Source organism: Aeromonas sp. s4, from assembly GCF_040907855.1.
In the GTDB taxonomy this organism is placed as follows: domain Bacteria; phylum Pseudomonadota; class Gammaproteobacteria; order Enterobacterales; family Aeromonadaceae; genus Aeromonas; species Aeromonas caviae.
The window spans coordinates 1-16,823 of the sequence record NZ_JBFOCP010000034.1; the positions used below are offsets into that span (position 1 = coordinate 1).

General features: G+C 62.1%; 12 protein-coding genes, 3 tRNA genes and 1 other RNA gene. 12 read left to right on the forward strand and 4 right to left on the reverse strand.

All coding sequences use genetic code 11. The annotated features are described in order from the left end of the window. From hcp1 to dauA, 4 genes are all read right to left on the reverse strand, one after another. Positions 1-476, reverse strand: a 476-nt coding sequence (gene hcp1, locus AB5Y89_RS10855; RefSeq protein ID WP_368178169.1) for a type VI secretion system effector Hcp1, incomplete at its 3' end; no start/stop codon positions are given. Between the two features lie 709 nt (positions 477-1,185). Beyond that, positions 1,186-1,299, reverse strand: a non-coding RNA gene (locus AB5Y89_RS10860) — RtT sRNA. 54 nt (positions 1,300-1,353) lie between these two features. Next, positions 1,354-1,441 (reverse strand) — tRNA-Ser (locus AB5Y89_RS10865). Between the two features lie 270 nt (positions 1,442-1,711). Next, the gene (gene dauA / locus AB5Y89_RS10870) at positions 1,712-3,448 is read right to left on the reverse strand and encodes a C4-dicarboxylic acid transporter DauA (protein ID WP_368223747.1); all 1,737 of its coding nucleotides are present in this window, start codon (positions 3,446-3,448) and stop codon (positions 1,712-1,714) included. A 467-nt stretch (positions 3,449-3,915) separates the two neighbouring features. Here dauA and AB5Y89_RS10875 point away from each other — a divergent pair. The 12 genes from AB5Y89_RS10875 (at position 3,916) to AB5Y89_RS10930 (ending at position 16,702) form a co-directional block, all read left to right on the forward strand. Next, a tRNA-Asn gene (locus AB5Y89_RS10875) sits at positions 3,916-3,991 on the forward strand. A 2-nt stretch (positions 3,992-3,993) separates the two neighbouring features. Next, positions 3,994-4,069: transfer RNA gene (locus AB5Y89_RS10880), tRNA-Asn, on the forward strand. A 236-nt stretch (positions 4,070-4,305) separates the two neighbouring features. After that, a complete protein-coding gene (locus tag AB5Y89_RS10885) occupies positions 4,306-6,018 on the forward strand; it encodes a hypothetical protein (RefSeq protein ID WP_368223748.1) in 1,713 nt (570 codons plus the stop codon). 358 nt (positions 6,019-6,376) lie between these two features. Beyond that, positions 6,377-7,813 carry a circularly permuted type 2 ATP-grasp protein gene (locus AB5Y89_RS10890; RefSeq protein ID WP_368223749.1) on the forward strand — a complete coding sequence of 479 codons (1,437 nt, stop codon included), beginning with the start codon at positions 6,377-6,379 and terminating at the stop codon, positions 7,811-7,813. After that, complete coding sequence (locus AB5Y89_RS10895; RefSeq protein ID WP_039038937.1) at positions 7,807-8,733, forward strand: alpha-E domain-containing protein; 927 nt, start codon at positions 7,807-7,809, stop codon at positions 8,731-8,733. Before AB5Y89_RS10890 ends, AB5Y89_RS10895 begins: the two co-directional genes overlap by 7 nt. After that, on the forward strand, positions 8,730-9,530 hold the full coding sequence (locus AB5Y89_RS10900; RefSeq protein ID WP_103259930.1) for a transglutaminase family protein: 801 nt from the start codon (positions 8,730-8,732) through the stop codon (positions 9,528-9,530). Before AB5Y89_RS10895 ends, AB5Y89_RS10900 begins: the two co-directional genes overlap by 4 nt. 31 nt (positions 9,531-9,561) lie before the next feature. Then, entirely contained in the window at positions 9,562-10,263 is a 702-nt protein-coding gene (locus AB5Y89_RS10905; RefSeq protein WP_368223750.1) for a peptidase, read from the forward strand. An 82-nt stretch (positions 10,264-10,345) separates the two neighbouring features. After that, on the forward strand, positions 10,346-10,831 hold the full coding sequence (locus AB5Y89_RS10910; RefSeq protein ID WP_010674393.1) for a YqhA family protein: 486 nt from the start codon (positions 10,346-10,348) through the stop codon (positions 10,829-10,831). A 118-nt stretch (positions 10,832-10,949) separates the two neighbouring features. Further along, a complete protein-coding gene (locus AB5Y89_RS10915) occupies positions 10,950-11,399 on the forward strand; it encodes a hypothetical protein (protein ID WP_368223751.1) in 450 nt (149 codons plus the stop codon). A 4-nt stretch (positions 11,400-11,403) separates the two neighbouring features. Next, on the forward strand, positions 11,404-14,364 hold the full coding sequence (locus AB5Y89_RS10920) for a YncE family protein (protein WP_368223752.1): 2,961 nt from the start codon (positions 11,404-11,406) through the stop codon (positions 14,362-14,364). Then, entirely contained in the window at positions 14,364-15,203 is an 840-nt protein-coding gene (locus AB5Y89_RS10925; RefSeq protein ID WP_288212850.1) for an FTR1 family protein, read from the forward strand. Before AB5Y89_RS10920 ends, AB5Y89_RS10925 begins: the two co-directional genes overlap by 1 nt. Before the next feature lie 74 nt (positions 15,204-15,277). Further along, positions 15,278-16,702: an NAD(P)/FAD-dependent oxidoreductase gene (locus tag AB5Y89_RS10930; RefSeq protein ID WP_368223754.1), complete on the forward strand. Its 1,425-nt coding sequence runs from the start codon at positions 15,278-15,280 to the stop codon at positions 16,700-16,702. The last annotated feature ends 121 nt before the right edge of the window (positions 16,703-16,823 follow it).

Genomic DNA, 16,823 nt, shown 5'->3' on the forward strand with positions numbered 1-16,823 from the left:
CCGGCAACGGTGTGCTCCCAGTCGATCTTGCGGTAGGCCATGGAGACCTGGATCAGCTGGGTGAAGTCGGACTTCGCCGGGTCCTGGCAGTGGGGCATCTGGCAGTCAATGTCAACGATGGTGGCATCGGTCAGCACAGTGCTGAAGAAGTGCTCCTGCTTGCCCTCGACGGAGGTGCGATACCACTTCAGGGTCACTTTCGGCAGCATCTCGCCGGAGGCCAGGGAGTTGTACATCAGCGGCACGGCCTTGTTCAGGGCAACGGTGAACTTGAACGGCTTGTGGACACGCTGACCCGCCGGCTGACCGGATTGCGGATCGGTCGGTACGGTGACGACGTGCTGGAACTCTTGTACCAGCATCTCGTCTTCATGACCCTGCACGAAGATGTTGCCGACGGAATCGGAGGTGAAAGCACCGGCAGTGATGTTGCCCTGGGTTTGACCTTCGATGCTGATATAACATGGAGTTGGCATGGAATTGCTCCTGATGGTTGAACGGTTATGACACTCGTCCGAATCCGTTAGCAGTGACCATGCCAAGACATTTTTTTGTTTTAAAACAATTAGTTGAATATAAAACCGATTCGCGCACCGGCGCCATGACGCAACAAGTTGCGCAATCAATGCATTTGCCCATTAAACCTTGCACATGCAGCATAAATGACTGGCATGAATGCAACATATTGCGCGTGGCGGAGTTTATCTCTACCTTCACGCTGCTTCCCCAAACCAGGCCAGCGGAATCTCCGCTTCGCCTGCGAGCCCCCCCCCATCACAGGCATGATCAGATTGTCGGCAACTAAAACAAAAGGGCCTGTCTCGCGACGGCCCTTCTGTTTTAGTTGGCTGTATGGGCGGGATGATTCACCGCTGCGTGGCTCACCCCTTCGGGACGGCCTGCGGCCGTTCATCCCGGCAAGCTGCTCTGCTTGAACCCGACGGGGACACTCCCCCTTCCTCTTCCACATGAGCGGAAAATGCTTCCCCAAAGCAAAAAACCGACCATCTGGCCGGTTCTGACATCTGAGGGTGGGTCAGGAGCGACTCGCGCTCGCCCTGCGGGCGGCCTCTGGTCATCCATGCGGGCTATCCTGCCCGCCTCTCGAACCTGGGCCCGAACCGAGCCGCCCGTCGTCGGATAAAACAAAAGGCCCCGTCTTTCGACGGAGCCTTTTGTTTTATTTGGCGGTGAGGGAGGGATGATTCACCCCTTCGGGGCGGCCTGCGGCCGTTCATCGCAGCAAGCTGCTCTGCTCGAACCCGGCGAGGATTCTCACCCCCCCTCTTCGAGATGAGCTGATGACGCTTCCCCAAAGCAAAAAACCGACCATGAGGTCGGTTTTTTGCAATTTGGCGGTGAGGGAGGGATTCGAACCCTCGATACGTTGCCGTATACACACTTTCCAGGCGTGCTCCTTCAGCCACTCGGACACCTCACCAAATTTTCACTGCTTGAAGTGGCTTTCGGAGCACGCTGCGCGTGCATCTTTCCGACTTCGTCGGTGGGCATCCACTCGGACACCGCACCCAATTTTGGTCTGTGCTTTAACGTGTTCAGCCAACACGAATTCGCTGCGCCGTTGCGCTGGAACGGGGCGTAATGTAAGGGATAGGCGCGAGGCGGTCAATGCAATTTTTTATCTTTTGCCACTGTTTGCTCAATAAGCGAACCAAGTGACTAAAAATATGCCGTTTCCTATCCCTTTCCATCAATTTTCAACCGCTTCGTGCAAATGTTCTCCTCGAATAGCCTCTTCCAGCGAGCCGTAGAACTCCAGCTCTCCCGCCACCGGACGTACCTTGGCCCGCGCCAGGGTCTTGAGGGGCTGGAATTGCAATTCAGCCACCTTGAGACGGACCCCCGCCTTGGCCATTCGTTTTGCGAACTGCTGGAAGGCGGTGAGACCGCCAGCATCCAGGATGGAGACCGCCTCCATTTGCAGGATCAACTCCTTGTGGTCCTTCACCTGGGCAAGCAATTCGTCAAAAACCCGCTCGGCGGCGGCAAAGAACAACGGTCCGTTGATCTTGTAGACAAGGGTCGAGGGGGACACCTCGCTGGCATAGCGTTTGTGATCCGCCAGGTTGTGCAGCTTGGTCATCTTGGCTATCTCGCGCATGAACAGCAAAGAGGCCAGGATCACCCCGAAGGTGATGGCGATGACCATGTCGAAGATGACGGTCAGCGACAGGCAGACCAGCAGCACCAGTACATCGGATTTGGGCGCCCGGCGCACCAGATCCACCACCTTGTGGGCCTCGCTCATGTTCCAGGCCACCAGCAGCAACAGGGCGGCCATGGCAGAGAGCGGCAACCAGGAGAGCCAGGGAGCCAGCACCAGGATGGCGGCCAGCACCACCAACGCATGGACAATACCGGAAATGGGCGAGGTGGCACCGGCCCGCACGTTGGCGGCGGAGCGCGCGATAGCGGCCGTCGCCGTGATGCCACCGAAGAAGGGGGCCAGGATGTTGCCAAGGCCCTGCCCCACCAGCTCGCCGTTGGAGCTGTGCTTGCGACCCGTCATACCATCGAGCACCACGGCGCAGAGCAGGGATTCGATGGCTCCCAGCATGGCCATGGAGAAGGCGGCGGGCAGCAGCCGCTCGATGGCGGCGAGGTTCCACTCCACCGGTGCCCCGTCCGGCCCCGGCAGCGCCCAGGGCATCACCAGGGTCGGGGCGATGGGGGGAATGCCCATGCCCTGACTGCCGTCGGCCAAGGTATAGCTGAACTTGCTGCCAATGGTGGCGACGTCCACCCCGAACTGGTGCAGACCAAACCCGAGCCCCACCCCCACCAGCACGGCGGGCAGATGGCCGGGTACCGGCAGGCGCAATCTCGGCCAGAGCAGCAGCACCGCCAGGGTTGCCACACCCACCAGGGTGTCTCCCCACTGCCAGCTTGGCAGGGCATGGGCCAGCGCCTGTACCTTGCCCAGATAGGTTTCCGGCATCTCCAGGACCTGCAGGCCGAAGAAATCCTTGAGCTGCAGGGTGGCGATGACGATGGCGATACCACCGGTGAACCCCAGGGTCACCGAGGGGGGAATGTACTCGATGAGGCGCCCGAGACGTGCCATGCCCATGGCCACCAGGAAACAGCCCGAGATGAGGGTGGCCATCAAGAGGCCGCCCACGCCGAATTGCTGGGCCACCGGGTAGAGGATCACCACGAAGGCGGCAGTGGGGCCCGAAATGGAGAAGCGGGATCCCCCGGTCACGGCGATGACGATGCCAGCGATGATGGCGGTATAGAGCCCGTGCTGGGGCGGCACCCCACTGGCAATGGCCAGCGCCATGGCAAGGGGAATGGCGATGATGCCGACCGTGATGCCGGCGATGAGGTCGCGACCAAAGCGCGCCACGCTGTAGGGTTCGTCAATGCAGGATTGGCGCAATGCGATGGCCAGCTTCACGCCTTGTAAGGAAGCTTGATTGTGCATGTCTAGGGTAATACCAGAAGAGGGAGACAAAGGCCGGGGTGAACCGGCACCCGATCATCATCAAGGGCCGGCAGAGCTGTCGACGCGGCGATGGTATCGAAGGCAACCATACCCGACCCGGCCAGATAATTCGATGGGCAGGATCAAGAAATGGCCATGAGCGCGCAATATTGTCGGTGACACCCCGAATATCAACGCCGTTTCCCGCCACGGCAGGTTTCCCCGGGCACGGTACTCTGCGGATGAACGACACCACGCCTCCTCCTGGCAGTATGCGGGAATCAGGGTACAAGGCAGGCACAACCCGACCGAAGGCGCGATCTCAAGCTCCTGATTGTGCTGAAAATAGTCCGCGTTGCCCAAGTTTTGGGCAAACGGGCCAAAAAGCCGTTTTTTACGCCGACAGGCGGGTTGACACCCAGGAGATGGGCCATTAATATCCGCCCCGTCTCGACGAGACAGGCCATTCCTCCTTAGTTCAGTCGGTAGAACGGCGGACTGTTAATCCGTATGTCACTGGTTCAAGTCCAGTAGGAGGAGCCAATTCCCTCGTAGTTCAGTCGGTAGAACGGCGGACTGTTAATCCGTATGTCACAGGTTCAAGTCCTGTCGAGGGAGCCAAATTCTAAAGCCCAGCCTTTTGGCTGGGCTTTTTCATATCTGCTCTTCCAGGCCTGTCCACGGCCCCCTGCCCGATGGCACGCCAAACCGCCACCTGCTTGCTTTCCTGATTCCCCATGGCCTTCGATGACGGCCCTTACTCATCATCAGGCTCGTCACCAGGGTGTCACAGAGATCCCAAAGACTATGATTGATTCAAAAAGGACCATTTGGATCCATCCAGTCAAGGAGCCATCATGTCACACCCTGCTTCACTGGCCAGTCGCCTGCATGCCCTGGCACTCAACGACACCCTGTTCCCCGATCTCCATCATCTCGAGAAGGCACAACGGACCCGGGCCATCTACCGGATTTTCCACACTGTCGCCAGCACGGCTGCACTCGGGCAAGAGGATATCGTTGACGACCTGGCCCCCCTCCTCACCCTGATGGAGTCTCCCTGCCTGACCCGGCAAGGGGGGCTCTGCCCCTTGCTGGCCAGTCATTACAATCTCTATCTCGGCACGCTGCTGGAGCTGGGGGATCGGCACCATCCGGAGATCATCGGCCAGATTGAGGAGGCTTTGGCCCTGCGCACTCACGGGCTCTATCTGGTCACCGAGCTCGGTTGTGGCAACAATGCCATGAGCATGGCAACCGAAGTCCGCTACGACTGTGCCACTGACGGTTTTATCCTCCATACGCCCCATCGGCATGCCGCCAAGTTCATGCCCTACATCGCCCTGGAAGGGCAACCCAAGAGCAGCGTGGTGATGGCCAGATTGTGGGTCGGCGAGCAAGACTGCGGCATTCATCCCTTTCTGGTGCCCTGCCGGGACGCCCGTGGCGCACTGTGTCAGGGGGTCAGCGTCTCCAGCACGGACGTGCTCGACCTCCCCTACTTCGACGTGGTGGATCACGCCATCATCACCTTCGAGCAGGTGGCGCTCCCCCGCTGGGCATGGCTCAGGGGTCATGAGCACGACATCAGTGCTGGGGGCATCTTTCACTCTCGTCTTGCCAGCCAACGCGACATTTTCTTCAGCTCCCTGCGCCGTGTTGAGTGGGGAAAACTGGTGCTGACCGCCTCCCTGATCCCCGGCTTGAAACTGAGCCTCGCACTGGCCATTCACTACGCGCAGCAACGACCGCTGCACGCCCACAACGGGCGGGTCATACCGCTGGCGCACCATGCCCTGCACCGCCGGATACTGACTCGTGCCTATGTGACGGGGCTGGCCGCCATGGCGCTGTACGAAGGGATAAAGCAACGACATTTGCCGGATGGACGGCACTCCTCCCGCTTTCAGACCGACGCAGGCCTGGTCAAAGCCGTCGCCGTCGAACTGATGCGAACCTCCCTGCAACATTGCATGCAGCGGTGTGGTGCCCAGGGAAAATTCCTGCGAAATCGCATCGCTCCTACCCTGCAACTGTGCGATCTGGTCGGCACCGCCGAGGGAGACAGCATGCCCGTCCTGATGAAGGTGGCGAAGGATATTCTGGCCTGGCCTGATGAATTCCTGGATGACGGCACTCCCCTGGGCCAACTGCTGCTGCGGATGCGCCGACAGATGAATCAGCAACTGGCCGACACGACGGACAAACTGGCCGCATGGCACGACCTCGGCTGTGAAGCAGCCCGCCTCGGCTGGCTTGCTGGCAACCTGGAAGCCTTGCGTCACCTGGGGAGCAGGGACGACATCCGCACGGCCTGCCGGGAGCAGCTCATGCTCGATTATGCTCCCCAGCTCCTGCACCACGGGCTGTGCAGCCCCGCCGAGATTGCCGCCCTGCCCGCACGGCAGGAAGCCACGCTGGATCATGTCTGGGAACATCACGCCGCCCGCGTGCCGGACGAGTTTGACGTTCGTGACCTCATGGCCGCGACGCCGCTGGGCAGCCCGGACCTGGCTTCGGCCTGGTTTGCCCTGGCCCCGTCCCTGCATGATCCCCATCCAGAAGGTTGAACGTTGGGGCCAGCAGGCCGCCCCTCCACTCCCGGTGCCTGAATCCCCCCAAGCCCGGCCATCGGTCGGGTTCTTTCTTATCCCCCTGCCCCACCTCAGGGCAAGGGCGCTCGCCTTCCGCCCCCGCATCCCGATGCGCCCGTCCCTTGCCCTCATGGCCTGTTGCCACAAGATGGCGCAGGCTTACCCTCTATGGGGTACCACTCTGGTGCGCCCTGCCTTGACCCTTGATGACATAAAAGTCATCCATATGATTTTTCAATAAAAAATTACTGACACTGGCCTCGATAGCGACTCAATTGGCTGGCACAGCCCTTGCACTTTGTGATGTACGCAGGGACGTCACAAGGAGTTGCCTATGCTGCCCATCAAGCCCCCCGGACCCGGTTGTTACGACGAGATGCTGCTCACCGACAACCAGTTTCGCGATCATTACCACGCCTACCTCTCGTGGCTGCACCAGACCGACGAGAAGAGCATAGAGCGCAAGCGTGAAGAGGCCGACCTGCTGTTTCGCCGGGTCGGCATCACCTTCAACGTCTACGGGGATGGGGACGGCGCCGAGCGCCTCATCCCGTTCGACAGCATTCCCCGCATCATTCCCGCCCGGGAGTGGCAACATCTGGACAAGGGGATCCGCCAGCGCGTCACCGCCCTCAATGCCTTTCTGCACGACATCTATCACGATCAGCGCATCCTGAAGGCGGGAGTGATCCCGGCCGCCCAGATCCTCACCAATGCCCAGTACCAGCCCTGCATGCAGGGGGTCGACCTGCACCGGGACACCTATGTCCACATCACAGGGGTCGACATCATCCGCAACCACGACGGTGAGTACTATGTGCTGGAAGATAACCTGCGCACCCCCTCCGGGGTCTCCTACATGCTGGAGAACCGCAAGATGATGATGCGCCTCTTCCCGGAGCTGTTTCACAACCAGCCCATCGCCCCGGTGGAGCGCTACCCGGCCCTGTTGCTGCAGACCCTGCGCGAGAGCAGCCCGGTGGACAACCCCTGCGTGGTGGTGATGACCCCGGGGCGCTTCAACAGCGCCTACTTCGAGCACAGCTTCCTCGCCCAGCAGATGGGGGTGGAGCTGGTGGAGAGCGCGGATCTGGTGGTCAAGGATGGTCAGGTGCTGATGCGCACCACCACGGGGCTGAAACGGGTGGATGTCATCTATCGCCGCATCGACGACGACTTCCTCGATCCCCTCGCCTTCAACCCGGACTCCCTCATCGGCGTGCCCGGGCTGCTCTCGGTCTACCGCGCCGGCGGCGTGGTACTGGCCAATGCCATCGGCACCGGGGTGGCGGATGACAAGTCCATCTACCCCTATGTGCCGGAGATGATCCGCTTCTATCTGGGGGAAGATCCCATTCTCAACAACGTGCCCACCTGGCAGTGCCGCGAGCCGGCTGCCCTCTTCCACGTGCTGGCCAATCTGGAGGAGCTGGTGGTCAAGGAGGTCCATGGCGCCGGCGGCTACGGCATGCTTATCGGCCCCTGCGCCAGTCGCGAGGAGCTGGCCCGTTTTCGCGAACTGCTCAAGGCGCGGCCCGACAACTACATCGCCCAGCCGACCCTCTCCCTCTCAACCTGCCCGACCTTCGTCGATGCCGGCATTGCCCCCCGCCACATCGACCTGCGCCCCTTCGTTCTCACGGGGCAGGAGCTGCGCCTGGTACCGGGCGGTCTGACCCGGGTCGCCCTCACCGAAGGCTCCCTGGTGGTCAACTCCTCCCAGGGTGGTGGCACCAAGGACACCTGGGTCATGGAGGGCAGCCCATGCTGAGCCGCACCGCAAGCGAACTTTACTGGATGTCCCGCCACCTAGAGCGGGCGGAGAACACGGCGCGCATGCTGGACGTCACCCAGACCATGTCGCTGATGCCCTCCATCGACGCCGATCACAGCGAGCTGGTGGCGCCCCTCACCATCAGCGGCACTCACGAGCCCTTCCTGGCCCGCTACGGCCAGGTGAACATGGAGAACCTGCTGCAATTTTTCTGCTTCGACGAGGAGAACCCGAGCAGCATCTTCAGCTGTCTGCGCATGGCCAGGGATAACGCCCACGCCGTGCGGGGCAAGATCCCCGGTGAGGTGTGGGAGAGCATCAACGCCGCCTGGATAGAGATCCGCCGACGCCGCCAGGCGGGGCTGTCCAGCGGCCAGGCCCAGGAGTTCTTCGACTGGATCAAGGAACGCTCCCACCAGTTTCGCGGCGCCACCTATGGCACCATCATGCGCGGTGACGTGCTCTGGTTCCTGCGCCTTGGTACCTTCATCGAGCGGGCCGACAACACGGCGCGCATCCTGACCGTGAAGTATCAGGTGATCCGGGAGGACGAGGACAGCGTGCGCGAGTTCTACCGCTGGAATGCCCTGTTGCGGTCAGTGGGCGCTTACGAGGCCCACCAGACCCTCTACAAGACACTCTCCCATGCCTCCATCGCCGAGCTGCTGATCCTGCGCAATGAAGTGCCGCGCTCCCTGCGGGCCTGCCTCGACGAGATGGAGCTGATCCTGGCCCAGATCGAGGGCAACGCCGGTCAGACGCCCCGGCGCCTGACCACCATACTCAACGCCCATCTGACCTATGGCGCCATCGACGATGTCTTTGCCCTCGGCATGCAGGCGTACCTGAGTGATTTCCTCAGCGACATCGGCGCCATCGGCCAGAGCATCCACGCCGCCTACCTGGAGGTATTATGAGACTCATCATCGATCACCAGACCCGCTACCACTATGCCGACGTGGTGCGCCGCAGTACCCAGTACCTGCGCCTGACCCCCCACAGCACGGCCCGCCAGCAGATCCTCTCCTGGGAGCTGGAGCTGCCGGGGGAGGCCACCTGCACCACGGACGGTTACGGCAACATACTGCACGTGCTGAGCCTGGAGTCCCCCCACGAGGGGATCCTGATCCGCGCCCACGGGGAGGTGGAGATCTGCGACGACGCCCCGGAAGATGAGGAGTCCTCCCTCATCTCTCCCCTGAGCTACCTGAGGCCCACCCCCCTCACCCGCCCGACCCCGGCCCTGCAGGATCTCGCGAAGGCCTGCCTGCCAGAGGCGCCGACCCTGGCCGACTTGCAGAGCCTGATGGCACGCATCCTGGTGCTGATGCCCTATCAACCTGGCAGCACGGATGCCACCTTCAGCGCCGACGAGGCACTTGCTTCGGGCAGCGGCGTCTGTCAGGACCACACCCATGTCTTCCTGACCTGCTGCCGCCACGCCGGCCTGCCGGCCCGGTACGTGAGCGGTTACCTTTACAGCCAGGACAACAGCCACGTGGCGATGCACGCCTGGGCCGAGGTGTGGATCGAGGAGCGCTGGCACACGTTCGACGTCACCAACCTCACCAGCTCCACCAGCGAGCACCTCAAGCTCGCGGTCGGCATGGATTATCTGGATGCCTGTCCGGTGCGCGGCGTGCGCTATGGCGGCGGGTGCGAACAGTTGCAGAGCCAGGCGCAGGTGACCCGCCTGGATGGACAGCAGCAATGAAGACCGGGAGAGTCCTGGCGGGAGTGCGGTCATGACCTATTGCGTCGCCATGTGCCTGCAAGACGGCATGGTGTTTACGTCCGATTCGCGCACCAATGCGGGGGTGGATCACATCGCCACCTTTCGCAAATTGCACCTCTTCACCCGGGAGGACAGGGTGATAGTGCTGCAAAGCGCGGGCAATCTGGCCACCACCCAGAGCGTCATCAGCCTGCTGACGGAGGGGCAGGAACTGCTTGCCCTCCCCAGCCTCTACGAGGCTGCCGCCCTCATCGGCCAGACCATACGCACCGTCATCAGCCGGGATGGGGGTCAGCAGCAGGGCCATATCAACTTCGGCTGCAACATCCTGCTGGGGGGGCAGATCCGGGGGGAGCGCCACCGCCTGTTCCACATCTATCCGGAGGGCAACTTCATCGAGGCGAGCGCCGACACCCCCTACTTCCAGATTGGTGAGAGCAAGTACGGCAAACCCATCATCGATCGCATCATCCACCATGAGACGCCGCTTCAGACCGCATTGCAGTGCGCCCTCATCTCCATCGACTCGACCCTGCGCAGCAATCTGTCGGTGGGCTTGCCCCTGGATGCCCTGGTCTATCACGAGGGCAGCTTCTCGGCGACGAACCAGCACCGCATCACCGAACAGAACCCCCATTTCGTGGCGCTGCGAAAGGCCTGGGGCGAGGGGTTGCAGCAGTTGTTCCAGGGTCTTCCCACCTTCCCCCTCTAGGCCGGGCGGGAGGCGCCAAGGCGCTTTCCCGCTCCTTTCTTTCCGGATATTCTGGCTGCCTTCCTTTTCGATGGAGTTTCCCATGCGCCGCTTCAACGTCATGCTCAACGGCAGCCGGTTGATGATGTTCCCCTTCTATGTCTGCATCCTTATCTGTGTCGCCCTCCTGATGGTGAAGTTCGCCATGCAGCTCTATGTGCTGTGCCGCGACATCATCGACATCCACTATCTGGATCTCATCACGGGGGTACTCACCCTGGTGGACTTCGTGCTGGTCGCCCAGATGCTGATCCTGGTGGCCATCTGCGGCTACGTGCAGTTCATCAAGACCCCGGAGCAGCGAGCGGCCCTCGGCGACAACTGGCTCAGCAAGATCAACTTCGCGTCCCTCAAACTCATCGTCATCAACTCCCTGGTGACCATCGCCGGCATCGAGGTGCTCAAAGCCTTCCTCGACGACGGCACCGGCAACGAGATCGAGATGAAGTGGTCGGTCATCGTCTTCCTCGCCTTCTCCACCGCGGCACTTATCTATGCGGTGACCGAGCGACTGGCGGAGCACAAATAGGGCCCGGCGCCATTCAGGGTCTATTCATCAAGAGCCGAATTGATAACTCTTTTCATTACCCTTACTGCATTGTAAACTTGCTCGCCCCGGGCTGAACCGCCCGGGAGCTGGAGCACCCATGACGAGTTTTTCCCTCTCACCAAGACACTGCTGGCAGTGGCTGGCCTATCACCATCAGGCGGCCGAGGGTGCCTTTTATCTGATGTTTTTCTCCGGTCTGCTGCTGTGGGAACCCCTGACGCCGACCTGGTCCCTGGCGCGCTGGAACCTGTTTTTGCACGTCGCCCTCTCGCTCACCCTGTTTCCCCTGCTGTTTGGCGCCTTCTGGCTCTCCCATCGCAGCCTGCTGCGCAAGAGCCGCAAGCCTTTTTTGCGCACCACGGGGCGCATCATCGAAGCCTTGCTGCTGGTCTGTCTGGCAAGCGGAGTGGTGCTGGTGCTGCACGGCACCCCGGGGGATAGCCTCGGCAACCTTGCCAGCTGGGCCCACTGGCTGAGCGCCCTCGCGTTGACGCCCCTGGTGCTGCGCCACGCTTGGCGCTGGACCATCTTGAAATGGCGCACCTGATCTTATGTTGAAGCTGTTGTTATCCCTGATGTTGGCCACCCTGTTGCTGGGGACCGCCTCGGCCCGGGAGATGGGCGCCGCCATGATTGCCTATGACGAGGGGAGCGCCCCGCGCCTCGTCACCGCCAACCAGAGTGCCGGCTCGATCACCCTGCTTGAGCGCGATAGCGGCAAGCGACTCAAGGAGGCACAACTAGGTGGCGATCTGCGCCAGCTGGCCCGCGCCGATGACGGCACCCTGCTGGTCACCGATTACAGCGGCGATCGCCTGCTGCTCTTGGATGATGAGCTCGAGCTGGAAAAGGCGATCTCCACCGGCCATAGGCCCTATGGCGTCATCTTCGATCCCAAGCGGCGCTGGTTCTGGGTCACGCTGTTCGAGGGAGGGCGCCTTCAGGCTTATGACAGGGCGGGCAACCTCCAGCTGGATGCAAAAACCGCCGAGACTCCCCGCGGGCTGGCATTGACCAACGACGATCGCCTGCTGCTCACCCACGCCATGACAGGCCAGCTCGCCATCTATGATCTCGCCAAACTTGAGAAGGGCGCTACCCTCCCCAAGCCCAAGCTCATCACCCTGGCGGAAACCCGCAGCGATACCCCGAGCGACTCCCAGGGCTTGCCGCGCCTGCTGGACGGTATCGCCCTCTCCCCCGATGGCAGCGAAGCCTGGCTGCCCCATGTGCTGTGGAGTTTCGATCACCCCTTCCAGTTTCAGAGCACCGTCTTCCCGGCCGTCTCCATCATCGATCTCGATGAAGAGAAGGAGCGGGTCGATGAAAGAAAACAGCTCTTCTTGCAGATCAACCTGCCCAGCGTCGGCAACCGCAGCCAGATCGTCTCCAACCCGTTCGCGGCGCGCTTCGCCGCCGATGGCAAGCGGGTCTACCTGACCCTGGCGGGTTCAGAAGACTTGCTGGTGTTCGACCTGTCGCGCAGCGGCAAGCAGAACAGCAACCGCCACCGCCGCAAGAAGTTTCAGGGGGGCGCCAAGGCGACCCAGCTCTTGCGTCACCTGCCGGGCCAGAATCCGCGTGATCTGCTGATCGATGGCGACCACATCCTGATCCACAATGTCATGGGGCAGGATCTCACCCGCCTCAATAGCGGCGGCAGCGGCCCGTTTGCCCGGGTCACCGTCGATGTGCCCCACTTCGCCAAACTGGTAGAGACCGATCCCCGCCCCGCAGCGCTCAAGCGCGGTGAGCGGTTGTTCAACCTGGGTAATACTGCCGCCAACAGCCGCTTCCCCATGGCGGGGGACAACTGGATGAGCTGCAACTCCTGCCATCTGGACGGGTTCAACTTCACCAACCGCTATCTGATGGCGGCCCATCGCCAGCAGAGCGGTGACAACGCCATCAACGGCCACGCCAACCTCGCCAACATGGTGGCGGGGGACTTTATCGGCGAATACCTGCGCATGACCCAGCAGACCCAGGGCGGCATGGGTCATGACACCCGCGATGGGGCCGAGCCGGTCGACCCCGCGAGGCCCCAGCCCGAGGTGAAAGCGATGATGGAAGAGTTGCACGCCTTCGTGACCAGTGATGGCAACCTCCCCTATCTTGCCAACTGGCTTAGGCTCGATGCCCCGCGCAGGGATCCTGCCAAGGCGCCGACCACCCACCCGAAGGAGTGGCTCAACTCCGCCTCCTGCCAGAACTGCCACCAACAGGCGTTCCAGGACTGGAGCGAGAGCAACCACCGACTGATGGGCAACTCCCACCCCTACTACAAGGTGGTGCAGGCGCTGGCCCGCGAAACCGAAGGGGAAGCCTTCGGCCAGTGGTGTCAGGGCTGTCACATGCCCCAGCAGGTGATGAACGGCCAGACTGATCTGCCCAAGGGCTCCCACATGTTCGAGCAGGGCGGCGCCTCGCTCATTGCGGCCCACCAGAAAGGCGAGCCCGTGGTGGAAGAAGGTACCGGCTGCGTGCTCTGTCATCGCATCACCAAGCTCGAGGATGCCGGCGGCAACAGCGCCTTTACCGTGAATCTGAAAGACCGCGAGAGCTATGTGTTCGAGGATGCCCCGGGGGGCAGCCTCCAGCACTGGCTGGCAGAGCGGCAGATCAACGCCCGCCCCGCCATGCACAAGGCCTCCTACCAGAAGGATTTCTACCGCGACGCAGCCCTGTGCAAGTCGTGCCACAACGAGTTCGCCCCGGGCACCGGCGCCAATATCGTCAACACCTGGGACGAGTGGGAAAAATCCAGCTTCGCCAAGGCCGAAGATCCCGCCAAGCGCCGCACCTGCATCGACTGCCACATGAACCCTACACCTGGCAACGGCGGCGCGCCGGTGGCGGGCCAGTCCACCGAAAATGGCACAGTGAAAGAACGGCTCTATCGCCACAACTTTACCGGCGCCCAGCATCAGCTAGTGGGGCTGAGGAGTGCAACCCTCGAGCAGGAGAGCCTGGCGCTCTTGCGCTCAAGCGCCACCCTCTCGGCCCGCATTGAAAACCAGAGTGGCCAACCCGCGCTGGTGGTGAGAGTCGCCAATACCGGCGCCGGCCACGCCCTGCCCACCGGGGTCGCCGATTTCCGTGAACTCTGGCTGGAGCTGACCGTCACCGACGCCAGCGGCAAGCTGGTGCTCCAAAGCGGCCAGCCGGTGAACGGCGCCGTCCCTGAGGATGCGCGGCTATTTAGAAAAGTGTTTGGCGATGCCGAAGGCAAGCCGGTGGGGCTCAAGTTCTGGCGTTACGCCAAACTGCTGGAAGACACCCGCATCCCGGCCGATGGCTGGCGCGATGAAGCCTGGCCGCTGCCGGCGGATGCCCAGGGGCCCTTCAAGGCCGATATCAGACTCAATTTCCGCACCTACCCCAAGTGGGTCAATGATGCGGTGCGCGCCGCCGAGCCGAGCTTGCCGGAGCCACCCATAGTGCAACTCAATCGGCTGCAACTGACCCTGCAGCCCCTCCCCGTCACGCCCGATACGGAGCCTCAATCCTGATGTTCGCAAGTTTTCTCATTACCCTGCGCGAGGGGCTGGAAGCCTTCCTGCTGGTCGGCATCTGCCTCTCCTACCTCGCCAAGCTGGGGGCGAGCCGCTACAACAAGTTCATCTATCTGGGGGTGGGGCTGGGTCTGTTTGCCTCCCTTGTGGTCGCCTTCCTGTTCCAGGTGGTGGTGAGCCAGTTCGAGAGCGAGCGCTACAACCATTTGCTGATGGCGGGGATCCTGATTTTTGCCACCCTGGTGCTCACCTATATGGCTATCTGGATGCAAAAACAGGCCAAATCCCAGGTGGGGGCCATGACGGCGCGCATCGATGCCGCCATCGACGGTGGCAACCTGTTTGGTCTGGTGCTGCTCGCCTTTCTGGCGGTGATGCGCGAAGGCTTTGAAACCGTGCTCTTCTTCTCGGCCCTGGTCTACTCCGGGCAAGGGGTGGATCTGCACCAGGGGCTGATGGGGGCGCTGGCGGGGCTGCTGGTCTCTGTGGTGCTGGTGTGGGGGCTGCTGCGCTCCACCCGCAAGGTGGCGCTGGCCCCCTTCTTCCGCTGGACCGGCCTGCTCATCATCATCATCGCCGCAGGCTTGCTCTCGTCCGCCGTCAACATGTTGCAGGCAGCCGACGTCATCACCTTCTGGACCACGCCGGTCTTCAACATCAGTCACATTCTCGACGATCAGGGGGTATTCGGCACCTTCCTGCGCGCCCTGTTTGGCTACAACGCCTCACCAGCCGGCCTGCAGTTGCTGACCTGGGCCGGCTACCTCATGATCTTTGTCACCCTCTGGCATCGCAGCTATCGCCCCCAGGGGAGCGCCGCCCCGACCAGGGGCTGAGCCCGGGATAACACTCTGTTCGGGAGCCGCGCACAGGCGAGCTCCCCCAGCTATCACGCCGTTTCGGAACACTCATGAACGACAACAACAAGAAGCACATTGCGGTGCTGGGCGCCGGCCCTGCCGGTCTGATGGCCGCCTGGCGCCTGCGCCAGGCCGGTTTTGCGGTCACCCTGTTCGAGCAGGAGCCGGTCGTGGGCGGCATGTGTGCCACCCAGACCTTCAAGGGGCGCGACGGGGAGTATCGCTTCGACTACGGCGGCCACCGCTTCATCACCAAGAACCCCGAGCTGCTCGCCTTTATCGACGAGCTGATGGGGGACGACCTGCTCCACGCCGAGCGCAAGAGCGTGATCCGCTTTGGCGGGCGCACCTATGACTACCCCTTGAACCTGCCCAACCTGCTCAAGACGGCGCCGCTGGCCCTGATGGCCGGGGCGGTGAAAGACTTGCTGCTGTTACCCTTTGCCAAGAAACCGGATGATTTTGCCAAGGCGAGCTTTGCCGAGTGGATCCAGAGTCACTTCGGTCGCACCCTCTATCGCCAGTTCTTCGAGGGCTACACCGGCAAGTTGTGGGGCATCAATCCGGACCAGCTCTCCGCCGATTGGGCTGGCCAGCGCATCAGCCTGATCGATCTCAAAGACGTGGCGCGCCGCCTGCTGCCAAGGCGCAACGGCAGCATTTCGGTGCGCACCTATGCTCGCAAGTACCGCTATCCCAAGTACGGCTTCGGCCAGATCTTCACCACCTTGGGCGAGCGGTTGGTGGCCGAAGGGGTTGAGCTGAAAACCGGCGCCACCATCACCCGCCTCGAGCAGACCGATGGCCGCATCGAACGGGTGTATTGGAAACAAGATGACGTTGAACAGAGCGAGCGCTTTGATCAGGTGATCTCCACCCTGCCGCTGCCGCTCACCTGCCAGCATCTGGGCTTGCCGTGCGATCTCCACTACCGGTCGCTTCGCTTCGTCAATATGCCGCTCAAACAGGAGAACCTGTCGGACAACACCTGGCAGTACCTCTCCGACCCCCATATTCTGGCGACCCGTCTGCAGGAGCCGCGCCGGCGCAGCCCCTTTATGGCACCAATGGGGCAAACATCCGTGATGCTGGAGATCCCCTGCAATCCGGGGGATGCCACCTGGCAGGCACCGCTCTCTGATCTGCGCGGCCGGGTCACCGCCGATCTCGCCAGCCTCGGCGTCGACACCCAGAAACTTGGCGATGAGACTTTTGAAGCACGTAGCGAGTACGCCTATCCGCTGATGGATCTGGGCTATCAGGCCCGCCGCAACGAAGCCATCAAGGCGCTGATGCCGATCACCAACCTCATCATGACCGGCCGTCAGGGGACATTCCGCTACATCTTCACCGACACCGCCATGGAGATGGGGATGATGGCCGCCGACATGGTGATCGACGGGGTGGACAGACGCCACGCCATCTTCAATCATCGCAACGAAAACACCGTGATCGAAACCCAGAGCGTGGCCTGACCGCCCCTGAATGCGGTGAACGAAGGAGGCGGACATACGCCGCAACACCTTCAATCATCGCAACGAAAATACCGTGATCGAAACCCAGAGCGTGGCCTGATGGCCCCTGAATGTGGTGAAC

What these genes read in the sequence shown, in the direction of transcription:
- AB5Y89_RS10895 (WP_039038937.1), top strand. Translation starts at nt 7,807, where the DNA reads ATGCTGAGCCGCACCGCAAGCGAACTTTACTGGATGTCCCGCCACCTA.
- dauA (WP_368223747.1), bottom strand. Translation starts at nt 3,448, where the DNA reads ATGCACAATCAAGCTTCCTTACAAGGCGTGAAGCTGGCCATCGCATTG.
- AB5Y89_RS10920 (WP_368223752.1), top strand. Translation starts at nt 11,404, where the DNA reads ATGTTGAAGCTGTTGTTATCCCTGATGTTGGCCACCCTGTTGCTGGGG.
- AB5Y89_RS10890 (WP_368223749.1), top strand. Translation starts at nt 6,377, where the DNA reads ATGCTGCCCATCAAGCCCCCCGGACCCGGTTGTTACGACGAGATGCTG.
- AB5Y89_RS10900 (WP_103259930.1), top strand. Translation starts at nt 8,730, where the DNA reads ATGAGACTCATCATCGATCACCAGACCCGCTACCACTATGCCGACGTG.
- AB5Y89_RS10915 (WP_368223751.1), top strand. Translation starts at nt 10,950, where the DNA reads ATGACGAGTTTTTCCCTCTCACCAAGACACTGCTGGCAGTGGCTGGCC.
- AB5Y89_RS10910 (WP_010674393.1), top strand. Translation starts at nt 10,346, where the DNA reads ATGCGCCGCTTCAACGTCATGCTCAACGGCAGCCGGTTGATGATGTTC.
- AB5Y89_RS10885 (WP_368223748.1), top strand. Translation starts at nt 4,306, where the DNA reads ATGTCACACCCTGCTTCACTGGCCAGTCGCCTGCATGCCCTGGCACTC.
- AB5Y89_RS10925 (WP_288212850.1), top strand. Translation starts at nt 14,364, where the DNA reads ATGTTCGCAAGTTTTCTCATTACCCTGCGCGAGGGGCTGGAAGCCTTC.
- AB5Y89_RS10930 (WP_368223754.1), top strand. Translation starts at nt 15,278, where the DNA reads ATGAACGACAACAACAAGAAGCACATTGCGGTGCTGGGCGCCGGCCCT.
- AB5Y89_RS10905 (WP_368223750.1), top strand. Translation starts at nt 9,562, where the DNA reads ATGACCTATTGCGTCGCCATGTGCCTGCAAGACGGCATGGTGTTTACG.